The sequence below is a fragment of the Bianquea renquensis genome, assembly GCF_014384895.1.
Taxonomy (GTDB): domain Bacteria; phylum Bacillota; class Clostridia; order Lachnospirales; family Bianqueaceae; genus Bianquea; species Bianquea renquensis.
On the sequence record NZ_JACRSQ010000019.1, the window covers coordinates 62,291 to 76,053 of the forward strand.

At 51.1% G+C, this 13,763-nt stretch carries 11 protein-coding genes; 5 read left to right on the top strand and 6 right to left on the bottom strand.

Features of this window, described 5'->3' with window-relative positions:
• The first annotated feature begins 15 nt into the window (after positions 1-15).
• Complete coding sequence (locus H8730_RS12390) at positions 16-960, top strand: TIGR03943 family putative permease subunit (RefSeq protein WP_177713774.1); 945 nt, start codon at positions 16-18, stop codon at positions 958-960.
• A gap of 135 nt (positions 961-1,095) precedes the next feature.
• Here the strand turns inward: H8730_RS12390 and thrS are convergent, their stop codons facing one another.
• Together thrS and H8730_RS12400 are read right to left on the bottom strand one after the other, a co-directional pair.
• Positions 1,096-3,033, bottom strand: a complete 1,938-nt coding sequence (gene thrS / locus H8730_RS12395; protein WP_177713775.1) for a threonine--tRNA ligase — start codon at positions 3,031-3,033, stop codon at positions 1,096-1,098.
• Between the two features lie 108 nt (positions 3,034-3,141).
• Positions 3,142-3,921, bottom strand: a complete 780-nt coding sequence (locus H8730_RS12400; RefSeq protein ID WP_177713776.1) for an IclR family transcriptional regulator — start codon at positions 3,919-3,921, stop codon at positions 3,142-3,144.
• Positions 3,922-4,121: 200 nt separating this feature from the next.
• Between H8730_RS12400 and H8730_RS12405 the strand changes: the two genes are divergently transcribed.
• The 4 genes from H8730_RS12405 (at position 4,122) to H8730_RS12420 (ending at position 8,689) form a co-directional block, all read left to right on the top strand.
• The gene (locus tag H8730_RS12405) at positions 4,122-5,087 is read left to right on the top strand and encodes a bifunctional 4-hydroxy-2-oxoglutarate aldolase/2-dehydro-3-deoxy-phosphogluconate aldolase (RefSeq protein ID WP_177713777.1); all 966 of its coding nucleotides are present in this window, start codon (positions 4,122-4,124) and stop codon (positions 5,085-5,087) included.
• A gap of 206 nt (positions 5,088-5,293) precedes the next feature.
• The gene (locus H8730_RS12410) at positions 5,294-5,674 is read left to right on the top strand and encodes a GntR family transcriptional regulator (protein ID WP_177713778.1); all 381 of its coding nucleotides are present in this window, start codon (positions 5,294-5,296) and stop codon (positions 5,672-5,674) included.
• Positions 5,671-6,588, top strand: a complete 918-nt coding sequence (locus H8730_RS12415) for an ATP-binding cassette domain-containing protein (protein WP_177713779.1) — start codon at positions 5,671-5,673, stop codon at positions 6,586-6,588. Before H8730_RS12410 ends, H8730_RS12415 begins: the two co-directional genes overlap by 4 nt.
• A complete protein-coding gene (locus tag H8730_RS12420) occupies positions 6,581-8,689 on the top strand; it encodes a hypothetical protein (RefSeq protein ID WP_177713780.1) in 2,109 nt (702 codons plus the stop codon). The genes H8730_RS12415 and H8730_RS12420 overlap by 8 nt, the downstream gene beginning before the upstream one ends.
• A gap of 72 nt (positions 8,690-8,761) precedes the next feature.
• Here the strand turns inward: H8730_RS12420 and H8730_RS12425 are convergent, their stop codons facing one another.
• From H8730_RS12425 to H8730_RS12440, 4 genes are all read right to left on the bottom strand, one after another.
• Entirely contained in the window at positions 8,762-10,972 is a 2,211-nt protein-coding gene (locus H8730_RS12425; RefSeq protein ID WP_177713781.1) for a hypothetical protein, read from the bottom strand.
• A complete protein-coding gene (locus H8730_RS12430; RefSeq protein ID WP_177713782.1) occupies positions 10,966-11,712 on the bottom strand; it encodes an ABC transporter ATP-binding protein in 747 nt (248 codons plus the stop codon). The genes H8730_RS12425 and H8730_RS12430 overlap by 7 nt, the downstream gene beginning before the upstream one ends.
• Positions 11,713-11,766: 54 nt before the next feature.
• The gene (locus H8730_RS12435; RefSeq protein WP_177713783.1) at positions 11,767-12,951 is read right to left on the bottom strand and encodes a hypothetical protein; all 1,185 of its coding nucleotides are present in this window, start codon (positions 12,949-12,951) and stop codon (positions 11,767-11,769) included.
• A 61-nt stretch (positions 12,952-13,012) separates the two neighbouring features.
• Positions 13,013-13,763, bottom strand: a 751-nt coding sequence (locus H8730_RS12440) for a DUF3502 domain-containing protein (RefSeq protein WP_249289878.1), incomplete at its 5' end; no start/stop codon positions are given.

Sequence of the window (13,763 nt, forward strand, 5' to 3'; positions counted from 1 at the left end):
GGGAGGGACAAGCAAATGGAAGATATGCCGGTTTATCTGTTTACAGGATTTTTGGAGGCAGGTAAGACAAAGTTCATCCAGGGAACGCTGTCAGACCCTCGATTCAACGAAGGAGAGCGGACTCTTTTGCTTCTCTGCGAGGAAGGGGAGGAAGAGTATGATTCAACCCTTCCGTATATGGAGAGTATATGGATCGAGACTCTGGAAAACGAATCTGATTTGACGCCCAAAGTGTTGGAGTATCTGGCGAATAAACACAAAGCAACGCGTGTCCTGGTGGAATACAATGGCATGTGGCAGCTCAGCTCTCTGTTCAATAACATGCCGGAATCCTGGACCGTCTATCAGAGATTCCTGTTTGCAGATGCAAGCACCTTCTTGGGATACAATTCCAATCTTCGAAGCCTGGTGGTGGACAAGCTGGCCAACTGCGATATTGTGATCTTCAACCGCTTTACCGGCGATATGGATCCCATGGATTTTCACAAGATTGTTCGCGGCATAAGCCGCCGGGCGAACATCGCATATGAATACGAGAATGGCGATGTGAAAAATGACGACATTGAAGATCCGCTGCCCTTTGATCTCAACGCACCGGTAATCCAAATCGAGGATGAGGATTACGCCCTGTGGTTTCGGGATGTGACAGAGGAGCCCAAAAAATATAACGGCAAGATAGTAGAATATAAAGCGATCGCGGCGCTCAGCCGGCGATTGCCGCCAGGTGCCTTCGCATTTGGCCGTCATGTGATGACCTGCTGCGAAGCTGACATTCAGTTCGCCAGCTTTTTGGCGCAGTGTCCCAAAGCCGAAATGCCGGAAAATGCGGTCTGGTATACCATGCGCTTGCGCATCGACATCAAGTTCCACAAGCTCTACGGCCGCAAAGGACCCATCCTTACGGTCCTGTCCATGGAGAAAACAGAAGCGCCGGCCCAGGAAGTGGCCACGTTCTATTGAATTTATGAATCCTCAATTTTTAAGGGGCGGTTGCAAAGCAGCGGCTCCTTCTCTATGTCCTAAAACAGTCCTGCTTTTGATATATAATAGAGAAGGAGTACCGCTCCATATTTTTGCGATACTCCCTTTATTGCCTTACGGTTTACGTTTTTCCCGGATATCCTCCAAAATCATATTGACACATGCGTCCAGCTCCATGGCCCCCACGTCTCCCTGCCCACGGCTGCGCACGGAAACGGTGCCATCCTCCGCCTCCTTTTGTCCCAGAATCACCATATACGGAATTTTATTGAGGCGCGCATCCCGGATCTTGTACCCAATCTTCTCCGCCCGGTCATCCAACTCAGCTCGGATTCCTGCTTTCTTCAAAGCGGCCAACACCTCATCGGCCCGGTCCATAACTTTCTCCGATATGGGCAACACTTTGGCCTGCACCGGAGCCAGCCATGTTGGGAATGCACCGGCATATTTTTCAATCAGCAGAGCGATTGTCCTCTCATAGCAGCCGATGGACGTGCGATGGATGATATACGGATACTTCTTCTGTCCGTCTCTATCGATATACTCCATGCCAAACCGCTCCGCCAGCTGAAAATCAATCTGTATGGTGATGAGCGTATCCTCCTTGCCATGGACATTGCGGATCTGAATATCCAACTTCGGCCCATAGAAAGCCGCCTCGCCCTCCGCTTCTGTATAGACTAATGAGAGGGAATCCAGAATCTCTTTCATCTTACCCTGAACCGCTTCCCATTCGTCAGCCGAACCAATATATTTATCTTTATTGTCGGGGTCCCATTTGGAGAATCGATAGGAAACATCCTCGTCCAGCCCAAGAGTTTTCAGCATATAATTTGCCAGATCCAGACAGCCTGCAAATTCATCCTGCAATTGCTCCGGCGTACACATGAGATGCCCTTCGGAGATGGTGAACTGGCGAACCCGAATCAGGCCGTGCATCTCGCCAGACGCCTCATTTCGAAATAGGGTCGAAGTTTCCGCAAGCCGCATAGGCAAATCCCGGTAGCTGCGCATTTCATTGAGATAGGCTTGGAATTGGAATGGGCATGTCATCGGCCGCAGAGCGAACACTTCTCTATCCTTCTGCTCATCGCCCAGAATAAACATGCCATCCTGATAGTGATCCCAATGCCCCGATATCTTGTAAAGATCACTTTTCGCCATGTACGGAGTTTTCGTCAACAGGTAGCCCCTTTTCTCCTCCTCATCTTCAACAAAACGCGACAACGTCTGAAAAATTTTGGCTCCCTTGGGCAACAATATGGGAAGTCCCTGTCCCACATAATCGACAGTGGTAAAAATGCCAAGCTCCCGGCCCAACTTATTGTGGTCTCGCTTTTTCGCTTCCTCCACCTGCTCCAGATAGGCTTCCAGATCCGCTGTCTTCGTAAAGGCCGTCCCATAAATTCTGGAGAGCATCTTATTCTTCTCGCTGCCGCGCCAATACGCGCCCGCCACTGCCGTCAGCTTAAACGCCTTTACAGGCCTGGTATTCATGAGATGTGGACCTGCGCAGAGATCAACAAAATCCCCCTGCTTATAGAACGACAAATGTGCATCCTCCGGCAAATCCTCAATAAGCTCCACCTTATAGGGCTCGTCCTTCTCCCTCATGAGCGCCAAAGCTTCCTGGCGGGGCAGCTCAAATCGCTCCAGCGACAGGCCCTCCTTGACGATCTTCTTCATTTCCTTTTCAATGGCGTCCAATTCTTCCTGCGTAAAGGCCTGTTCTCTGTCGAAATCGTAGTAGAACCCATTGTCAATAGCCGGACCGATGGCCAGTTTCGTCTGTGGATACAGCCGCTTGACCGCCTGGGCTAAAATATGGGATGCTGTATGGCGGAAGGCTTTTTTCCCTTCCTCATCCTGAAATGTCAAAATCTCCACCTGCGCGTCCTCCGAGACGGTCGTGCGCAGATCGACCACCTGTCCATTTACAAAACCGGCGCAGGCATTTCGCTCCAGCCCCTCACTGATGGCTCCGGCGATCTCAGCGACTGTAGCCGGCCCATCCAGCTCCATGACAACGCCATCTTTTAATGTGATCTTCATTCCAACCTCCATTCTGCCGCTCCAGCGGCAAAGTTAATCTATAAATACGTTCGCTTCTCTCCGCCAATCGCCGCCCTGTGTTTCATTATATCATAAATCGGGAAGCGGTCAAGGCGAAACCCCAATATCGTGCAGAATCCCAACTTTCGCCTGCAATGCCATCTCCGCAATCTGCTGGAGCTGCTCATCGCGCATCCGCATGGCCGGCGCCGATACGCTATACGCTGCCGGCGGTCCTCCCAGCATCTGGGGCAGGGCTACCGCCACGCACCGAACGCCCGGTTCATTCTCCTCGTCGTCCACAGCGTAGCCCCTCCGGCGGACAAGCTCCAATTGCTCTTGCAGCACCCATAGATCCGTAATCGTGTTGGCGGTCAAAGGACGGATATCGCTGGTCTCCCAGATTTGCTTCACCTCTTCCTCGGCATATTCGGCCAGCACTGCCTTTCCCACACCCGTGCAATACATGGGAATCCGCAGGCCCACAGAGGATGACATGCGGATGCTGTTGACATTCGCATCGACCTTATACACGTAAATCATATCCACCCCATCCCGAATTACCAGGTGGACGGCCTCGCCACACTTAGCGCTGAGCCTGTCCAAGTGCGGTTTAGCGGCGGACACAATATCCAAACTATTGACAGCCCTCCCAGCGACTTCAAAAAGCTTGAGGCTGAGTCGATACCGCCCGGTAAAGGAATCCTGCGTGACATACCCCATCCCTGCCAGGCAGGTTAACAGGCGATGCACTGTACTTTTATGCAGTCCCACCTTGCTGCTCAGATCCCCAAGGGCAATCCCACCGGGCATCCGGCCTAACTCCTCTATGATCATAAAAGTCCGCTCCACTGACTGAACCACAGCAGGGTTTTCTTTCTTGTCCATTTGCTTCCTTCCTTTCTCAATATAACGCTATTAGTATACCACATTATGAAACGCTGTCAAGCAGATGATGGATCCCATTCTTTTCATCGAATATCGAAAAATCTCTTGACTTTGCTATAAAAAACTATATAATAAAGAAAGGTTGTTCTTTATGATGAAACCACGTTTCATATCGTGAAATAACAGGAGGATACCATTCTATGCATGAAATTTTAGAAAAAATATCTGCCATTGGCATAGTTCCAGTCATTAAAATCGACGACCCGGAAACAGCTGTCCCTCTGGCGAAGGCTTTGTGCGAAGGAGGCCTTCCCTGTGCAGAGATCACCTTCCGGACAGCCCAGGCAGAGGAATCCATTCGCCGTATTGCACAAGCCGTCCCGGACATGCTGGTGGGAGCGGGAACTGTTCTGACGACAGATCAGGTCGACCGCGCAGTCTCCGCTGGGGCAAAGTTTATCGTCAGCCCTGGGCTGAATCCCAGAATTGTGCAGTACTGCCTTGATAAGAATGTCCCCATCACACCGGGCACCGCCACTCCATCTGATATTGAACGGGCTTTGGAGCTGGGTCTAGACGTGGTTAAGTTCTTTCCCGCTGAGGTCAATGGTGGAATCAAGGCTATCAAAGCCATGGCAGCGCCATACACGCAAGTCAAATTTATGCCCACGGGAGGCGTCAACGCAAAGAACTTGAATGACTATCTCTCCTTTGATAAGATCATTGCATGTGGCGGATCTTGGATGGTTCCCCCAGAGCTATTGTCCGCCGGTGACTATGATGGGATACGGGAATTGACTCGCACAGCTGTTAAGACCATGCTGGGATTCGAGCTGGCCCATGTGGGCATCAATGCAGGGAATGAGGAGGAAGCCGCCTCCATTGCAAAGCTCTTTGCCACTGTTTTCGGATTTGAATACAAGCCTGGCAACAGTTCGATCTTTACCGGATCCTATGTTGAGGTCATGAAGACACCCTATCTCGGTGAGAAGGGACATATCGCCATCAGCACCAATTATATTGCTAGAGCCATTGCCTACCTGCGCTCCCAGGGTGTAGCGTTCAATGAGAAATCCGCAAAATATGACGCCAAGGGCAATTTGGCCGCCATGTATCTGCAAGAAGAGTTCGGTGGTTTTGCCGTACATCTGGTTCAAAAGAAATAATCGCCAATCAGCTGGAATGGTGTGCTGCGTCCCCTGCGGCGCACCGGTCCATTATCGCAATATAAACCCAATGAAAAAGAGATGCAAACGTATTGTTGACTGCATCTCTTTTTCATTGACTTTTTTTCACCCCTGTGCTATCATAACAACTGTATTATGACACCTAAGACACTTGATACAGTTGCACTGCAAACGAAAGGAGTCCCATGTTCGCCATTGACTCACAGTCCCGCTGTCCCGTCTATGAGCAGCTGGTTGCCCAATTTGAAAAATTTATCCTCACCGGCATATTGTCGCCCGGTGATCAGATACCATCCGTCCGCAGTTTGTCCATGGATCTCTCCGTCAATCCCAATACAATCCAAAAGGCATACACGGAATTGGACCATCGCGGCATCATCTATTCCTCCCCAGGGCGCGGCTGTTTTATTTCCCCAGCTGCGAAGGAACGGATGGCGGAATACAAGCTGGGGGATCTGGAAAAGGTGCGGAATCTAGCTTACGATATGCGATTGGCCGGTATTGACAAGCGGCTTGTCCTCAACGCAATTGAGCAAGCATATGAGGAAGAAGGTGGCTCACGGTGATTAAAGCAACCCACCTCACCAAACGCTTTGGCGAATTCACGGCGATACATAATCTAGACTGCGCCATCCCCCACGGCTGCATCTACGGCTTAGTCGGCTCCAACGGCGCCGGCAAATCCACCTTTCTGCGCCTTGCCGCCGGTGTCTATCAGGCGGACGAGGGAACGCTAACCTTGAGCGGCCAGCCTGTGTTTGAAAATCCCTCGGTCAAAAGCCTCATCGCGTTTATCCCTGATGATGTATACTTTCTGACCAATTCGAACCTGGACCGAATGGCCGCCTTTTATTCTGCGACCCAGCCAAATTTTGATTACCCCCGCTATCGGGAACTGACAGAACTGTTCCGCCTCGATGGCAAGAAGGCCATCAGCACATTGTCGAAGGGTATGCGCCGCCAGGCGGCAATGATTCTCGCATTGGCGAGCCGTCCGGAATATATCTTTATGGATGAGACCTTTGACGGTCTCGACCCTGTTATGCGGGGACTGATCAAATCCCTGCTGTGCAGTGACGTGTCGGAGCGAAAATCCACCGCGATCATCACCTCCCATTCACTCCGCGAACTGGAAGACACCTGCGACCAGCTGGCCATGCTCCACAAGGGCGGTATTATCCTGCAGAACGAAGTGGAAAATCTGAAGACAAGCCTCTACAAAGTCCAGATCGCGTTCTCCTATGAGTACAGCGAAGCGCTGTTCGCCCCCTTTAATGTCCTGCACTGCTCCAAATCTGGGTCCGTCTCCAACCTGATTCTCCGAGGGGATGAGGATCGAACCCGCGAAAAGCTGCGCGCCCTCTCTCCGATTTTGATGGAATTTCTCCCCCTAACGCTGGAAGAGGTCTTTACCTACGAGATGGAAACCCTCGGCTATTCCTTCCACGACGTTGACCTGCAAGGAGGCCCCCATGTCTAAAACTTCATTTGATTATAAACTCTATAGAGAAAGCTTTCGACAGTTGCGGCCGATCGGTCTGGCTGGGACGGTTGTACTCTGCATTGCTTCCATCGCAATGCCCATTGGGACGCTGCTCAATTCCACCACCTCGGACAAAATCCTGGTGGATATGGCAGCCAACAATCCTCTGTTGAGCATTATTTTTCTTCTCCTCGTCCCCATCATGGTCCTGTACTTATTTAACTTCTTAAATAAGCGGGATGCCAGCGATTACTATTTTTCATTGGCCAATACGCGGACTAGCCTGCTGCTCAGCATGTACGCCGCCATCGTCACATGGATTCTGCTCTTCACCCTCTCTTCCATTGTGGTCTCCTGGTGCATGATGATGTTTCTGTCTGAGTACATGATCACAAGCTATGTCAGCTATCTGGTGGCCTTATTGAACGTATTCGGCACCTCTCTCTATATCGCCAGCGCCTTTCTCATGGCGATGATGCTCACCGGTACAACCTTTACGAATTTGATTCTCGCAGTGCTCATCATTATTCTGCCGCGGCTTTTTTTTCTTGTATTCTCCTCCAGCCTGCGGGCAATTCTGCCAGTCCTGCCCTCCGACGGCTATATGAATTTGCTGGATGTGCGGTACAATCTGGCAGTCAACTATCTCATGTTCAACTTTTTTAATACCCGCGCCAACGATCTATTTACCTTCTGGCCCGGCGGCCTCTATATGTTGGGACTGGGAATCCTGTACCTGTTCGGCTGTGTGATCTTATTCAAGCGCCGCAAATCCGAGCTCGCACAACAGCCGGCGCCGAACCGCAAGCTTCAGGCCGTGTATCGAATCTGCGTTTCCATGGAAGTGTGCCTGTATCCCTGCCAGATTCTCCTCCACAGCGCGCAGGATTTTTCCCGGATTCAATCCTCCACCGTCTTCCTTTTGGCGACCTGTTATCTCATCGCACTCTTTGTCTACTTTTTGTATGAGCTGATCACGACGAAAAAATTGCGCAATCTTGTCCGGGCGATTCCTGGAGTTGCGGTCCTCATCTGCCTAAATCTCGCTTTCGTTCTCGGCGGCTCCTTGTATTATCACACCGTGCTCCACATCCGGCCCAGCGCGTCCTCCATACGAAGCGTCACCTTCGTCCAGCCGCAATTTGATGCGGAGGTTCCAACCTACGCCGCCCTCCAGATCCGCAACATTGAATATCGGGACGAGCGGCTCAACGAGATCATCGCCTCTAGCCTGAATTCCACGCTGGAGCATGTTGTCAACAACGAATGGGATGACATGATCTACAGCGAAGACCACCCTGTCACCTTGGAGGCAGTCCGCATTGATCTTGGGCATTTTACCATTCTTCGCACCGTCATGATTCCCCTGGAGTACAAATCCGAGGTCATGGCTATTATGCAGGAGGACGCCGCCTTTCAGGAAGCCTTTATGGATCTGCCCTCCCCCGACGAGGTCAAAGTATTCTCTCCCGAGACTCCCCTGTCGGGCAGCGCCATACGGGAGATTTACGCCACCCTCCGGGAAGAAGTCAGGACATTGCCCTTCGAGAGATGGTATTCCTACATGAAGACATATCCGCTGAAATCCTTCGCGGATATGAAGAATGATCAGCCTTCCCTGACCACAATCACAGCAAAAGGCTTCAGCGGATTGAACTCGTACAGCACATCGTATATGCTGTCGAATCTAACGCCCCGAACGGCAACGGTCTTCATGCAGAAGGTCAACGAAGAGAATCTCTCCTCCTTTCGCGCACTGCTTAACACAGTCCAGTCAAACCCAAGCGCCGATTTCTACGTAAGCGCTTATGCGATGAATTTTCCAGAAGCCTGGTCAAATCTCGACAACTACTGGGGCATGTTCACCGTGACCACCGAAAATCTCGGTAGCGCTAGAGCTGACTCTTTCTTTACCTCTATATTGCAGGCGGATCTGGCCCAGATCGATTCTCAACAGCCGTACCTTCAGCTTGACTTCTATGCGTTCACGGCGGCGCCGGGACAGATTGGCAACTCCTACTACGATTCCCCGAGGACACTGTATATCCCCTGTCCCGACGTACAGCAATTTCGAAAATATTTGTTCGGTGATTCATGACCGGCAAAAGGGGCGACTGCATCCACTCCTAGATGCGGCCGCCCTTCTCTTCGATTCGCCACAAAACATAGTTTACAGTAGGCATACAGCCAGGTAAATTCCAAGTGGGATGCCGATTGCCACCAACCCCAGTATCAGCGACGCGACAACACTTTTACATCTGCTGGATACCCCCATAAGCAGACACACGCCGGCCCATGTAATAAGCAACCGCAGCCCATACAAAAGCAGGAGAAAGCCACCCAGGGAAATGGAAAGTGGAAAGGCGGCAAAGGCTGGAAGACTTTGGACCGGCAGAGATAAACCTCCCAGGCCATAGGTTCGGCTGACATTGACGAGCAACGGCAGATATGCAATACATAGAATGACAGCGCCGATTATGAACCCATAGAGCCATTGATAGAACCGGGCTTTTGTCCTGCCAAAGCGTGTGGCACGGGTAATCTCGCAGGTCCTTCTCTCTCGATCGTAAGCCAAAATTGGACTGATGCATAGCACCAGGAATAGAGCCGCCAAAAGGGGCTGATCAAAGGTTTGCAGACTGACTTGATACAAAAGACGGTATCCCGTGTCATAGACGACGCCGCCATTGGGGCAGTGTGTGTCCAGATACTCCAACCTCTGCATCAGCGTGGAAAACGCATTCTCGGATGCGAGCTTGGACTGAAAGGAAGCCAGGGCTGCGGTATACTGCATTTCCGTCAGCTCATTTGACGCGTGCCGCTGCATAAGCTGGTCTATATCCCTGTAAATCTTTTCAAATCGCGCTTCCTCCTCCTGGGCAAACGCTCGGGCTTCCTGAGGGGTTAGCCCTTCTACCTGCTTCGCATACTCTCGAAAATAGGTGTCGTCCAAATCGTAGGGACGGCGGTACGTACTGTAGTGGTAGAACTGAAGGAGCACAAATGCCAATACAATCCAGATCGCCTTGTTGGCGATCAAAATCTTGTAGCCCTCGTGGTACCAAATATGGGTGGAAATGCGGCGCTTGAAAGGATTAAGGCGGGCCAGCACTTCCGACAGCTTGCCACTGCTCCAGGTTGGCGTATCGCCCTTGACATATCGCCAGATTGTCAGAGAGGCAAAGAGCAGGATAACGCAGCCAACGGTGATGAACGTCGCCACCTGCAAGTCAAGGGGACGAGAGAAGAAGTTAATATTGGTATACTTTTCCATCACCCCATTGGTCTGAATCGCGGACACAAGATTGAGGTATTTCAGGCCACTTAGATATGAAAAGGGGGAAACTGTGAAAAACAAGACAGCCTCTGCCGCCGTGATCAGCCCCACGGAGAAAAACACAAAGGCGTCACTTTTGGCTACCATGCATAAAAAAGCGGCGACAGCAGCCGCTGCAAACAGCGCAAAGGACTTTTCGATCCAGAACAGGAGGAGATAGCCCCGAACGCTGACGCGCAGCGTACAGCCTAGAAAGCCTTCCACGGACTGAATCGGCCGGCCCAGGTCACCCAGTCCAAATTGCACAGCTCCAACGCAGAGATTGGCGCCGGTAAAAACCGCTGTTCCAACCAGGCTCACCAGCAAAAGAGTTGCCAATTGTGAGCAGATAAGCTTGCCGCGCCCGTTCTTACAGCTGTGGACAACGGCTTGCAGGCCCGTGCTTTTTTGTCCAATGAGCAGGTAAACCGTTATGAGCAGTATGCAAGCAAACAAGGAAAGGTCTGTGATACGGCTATCGGTAGCGGATACAATACCGTAGGACGTGTCATATACCGGACAGACGCCCTCCATTCGCCCGTATGCTTCTCTGGCTTTCACGCTGTTCCTATAGGCAAAGGAATTCGGATCCGCAAAGATCGACACATTTTGGATCCGTTCCGCGTTTTTGCGAATCTGTTCCAGATACCCTGCATAATTCTGCACCGCTAACACTTGGTTAAGCTGGGACTGGTAGACCTGAAGCTCTCTGGAAACCTGATCGGTGTAGCGAAGCTCATAGGTCTGATCCTGATACCTCTGGATATAGGAAGCCGCCTGGTCCTGTCCATCCGTATCCGGCGTCTCCCCCCACATGAGCTCCTGATAGATGGTATACTCTGTAACTTTTTCCTGCAGATATGCGCACATGGCATCAGCCCCGTGTTCCCTCGCATACTGTGTCAAATCATAGCTGATTTGTCGGTAGGCCGAATTCGGAATATAGGGGTCAACGCGGTAGCTGGAAGCAAAACCAAGATTCAGGCAGAGCAGAAGGAGGATGGCGCCCATGAGGAACCGTCCCGAGATGAGCCTCGCCCATTCGTTCCAAATCAGCCTCAGCATGGCGCCTCACCTTCATCCCCGAAATACTGCATGTAGATGTTCTCCAGGGTAGGGGGACATCCAACCGGCAAACACGCTGCCAGCTCCTCCACCGCTCCCTGTGCGGCAAGAACGCCATCCTTTAATAGAAGCACTTGATCCGCGATGCTCTCCACATCCGATACGATATGCGTGGATACAATCACGATTTTGTCCTCGGCCAGGGACTGAATGAGACTGCGGATTCGGACGCGCTGTTTTGGGTCGAGTCCAGCTGTCGGTTCGTCCAGGATGACAATCTCAGGCTTTCCCAAAATCGCCTGCGCGATGAGAAGGCGCTGCTTCATCCCGCCTGAAAAGCCGCCAATGCGCTTTGCGGCCACATCTGTCAGCTCCACCAACTCCAGGGCGCGAGGAATCTCAAGGGCGGCTTCTCTGCGCTTTAGGCCCTTGAGGGAGGCCATATATCCGAGAAAACGGTACGCGGTAAAGTTGTTGTACAGCCCTTGTTGCTGCGGCATGTAGCCAATCTTAGCGAGATACTCTGTCCCAAGCCTGACAATCTCAGTCCCATTCCAAGTGATGGTTCCGCCACTGTCCGGACATACATTGCGGGTTATAATGTTCATCAGTGTCGATTTGCCCGCGCCATTTGGCCCGAGTAAAGCATAAATTCCCGCGGTAAAGCAGGCGCTGAAATCTCTCAGCGCTTGCTTCTGCCCATAATGTTTTGAAAGATTCTCAATCCTTAAATATCCCATATGCACCCTCCCCTCGTCTTTTCTCCGGGGTCCGTTATTCCCTCTTTGTCTCGTTCACTCTGCTTGGTTGAGCAGAATGTAGCGATCAAACTCCCCCTTTAAATACTCAGACTTCTTTATATATGCCAGTTTCGTCGTGCTCTCCTCCTGCTTGTAATCGCTGAGGCTTAGAAAATACTCGTCCTTATACGCGGCAAGAATCTCGGCGCACACCTTGTTGTTCTCCCCCATATCCGTCAGCTTGCCGCTCTTCAAGTCATAACATCGAAGGTATGTGTCCACGGAGGAGCCGGCAACCGAACATTCGCTGATAAAAAGTTTCCCATCCGCATAGGAACAGGATAGCCTTCCCTCCGTTTGAAACATCCGCTCCGCAATCATGGTTTCCTTTCCGTCCGCCAAACAGTGGCTGTACAGAGCGTTGTCCCGATTGTAATAATAGTAGCCATCGTGCACCAGAACTGGCTCTGGCAGGTCGTTGTGCCTCACCTCCTTGGTCTGCAGATCCAGAACAAAGCTATCTTTTTCCAGTAATGCCTCGTACTCCTCCGAAGTCATGCCTGGCTCCCATTCCCCCTTGACATGATACGCATCATAAAAAATCTGGTTCTCTGTCACGCCATGTATAAACAAAGAGGCGTTGTCACCCTCCACTAGCGCTCCATAGGATGTCACCTCCTGGTTTGTCAGATTAAAGGCATAAAGAGAAAACTTATGTTCGTCATTGCTCGCTCCGCTGGGCTCAAATCCCGTCTCCAATACGGAGAAATAGAGAACGTCCTTTTCAAGATAAATGGCATAACTCCCAATGGCTATCCCTGGCACAGAGCAAACGGTTTTTTCATTGGTCCCACTCACATCGCTTTGAATCAGATTATACGTACTCACAGGCTTACCGTCCGAACCCCAGTAAGAATCGTTTCTGAAATAATACAGTTCCCCGCTGTACAAAAAAGGATAGTGATGCGGTTCAAACGCCGGGCAATGCTCCTCATCGCTATGCCATTGATGATCGCAGTCCGGTTTGCTGCACAGAACCACCGATTCCTTCGACTCAAAATCCACAAACTGTAAAGGTTCAGGATATGTTGTGAGGATGCCGGTATCGGTCACCGAACCCGTAAGCGATATTTCGTGACACGCCGATACATCCGGCTGCGCTTTATCACAGCCCGAAACGGCAACCGCAATGAAGAGCGCTAACCATAGTTTTGGAAACTGTATACGACTACGTTTCATAATTTCCCCATTCCTTTCTCGCTTCCTGAGTCTGAGCGGATGGTCCCTTTGCCTCTTGCGCTCATTTCCCTGTTTTGAACGCAGTGAACTGCCGGTTGGCCTCCTCTATGATGTCCTGCGCCCCTGCTTCCAGCAGCTCTTGGCGGCACTCGGCAAGATAGGTGTCGAAATCCTGGTCCGTGCTGGGCAGTCCAGCGAGGAATCTAGCAAAGATCGGATCGCATTCTTCGATCTCTTGGGTTACCGGCTCTACATCAAAGTAGAAACCTGTAAAGCTGGACTTTTTCAGGCTGTTATGGAACTCAAAATATCGGTCTTTCATGTCCATATATTCATAAAACCGAGGCACTGATATATAATAGTTTCCATACGCCAGCGGTTCGCCGAACGGACTTTCCGGTTTCAGTTTCCCATTGCTGTCCAGCATCCCCTCATACCCTGCCCCATGGAGCATCAGATTTGTCAAATGGGCATCTGTGAAGACCCTTGTCAAAAAGTCCAATGCGTATGACTGATTGGCCGAACTGGTGGATATTGCCGTTGCGAAGGGCAGCTGAGGGCTGTAATGGGTGTATCCGCTCAGCGTAATCGTCAGCACCTTATCGCCTTCAATGCCGCTCTCCCAATAGCTTCCATAACTCGCCAGTTCAGTGGGTACACCCGTTCCGAATTGTAGATCGAGAAGTCGAGAGCCAATATCATGGTCCTTAAATTGCTGTATGTAGCCTTTGCGATAGAAGTCATACAGAGTCCGCAGCCATTTTACATATTCTGGATTCTCGATCAAGAGATGCGCTTCCTCCGTCTCTTCA

Coding starts and splice junctions, on each gene's coding strand:
- H8730_RS12390 (WP_177713774.1), top strand. CDS start 16: ATGGAAGATATGCCGGTTTATCTGTTTACAGGATTTTTGGAGGCAGGT.
- thrS (WP_177713775.1), bottom strand. CDS start 3,033: ATGAAGATCACATTAAAAGATGGCGTTGTCATGGAGCTGGATGGGCCG.
- H8730_RS12400 (WP_177713776.1), bottom strand. CDS start 3,921: ATGGACAAGAAAGAAAACCCTGCTGTGGTTCAGTCAGTGGAGCGGACT.
- H8730_RS12405 (WP_177713777.1), top strand. CDS start 4,122: ATGCATGAAATTTTAGAAAAAATATCTGCCATTGGCATAGTTCCAGTC.
- H8730_RS12410 (WP_177713778.1), top strand. CDS start 5,294: ATGTTCGCCATTGACTCACAGTCCCGCTGTCCCGTCTATGAGCAGCTG.
- H8730_RS12420 (WP_177713780.1), top strand. CDS start 6,581: ATGTCTAAAACTTCATTTGATTATAAACTCTATAGAGAAAGCTTTCGA.
- H8730_RS12425 (WP_177713781.1), bottom strand. CDS start 10,972: ATGCTGAGGCTGATTTGGAACGAATGGGCGAGGCTCATCTCGGGACGG.
- H8730_RS12430 (WP_177713782.1), bottom strand. CDS start 11,712: ATGGGATATTTAAGGATTGAGAATCTTTCAAAACATTATGGGCAGAAG.
- H8730_RS12435 (WP_177713783.1), bottom strand. CDS start 12,951: ATGAAACGTAGTCGTATACAGTTTCCAAAACTATGGTTAGCGCTCTTC.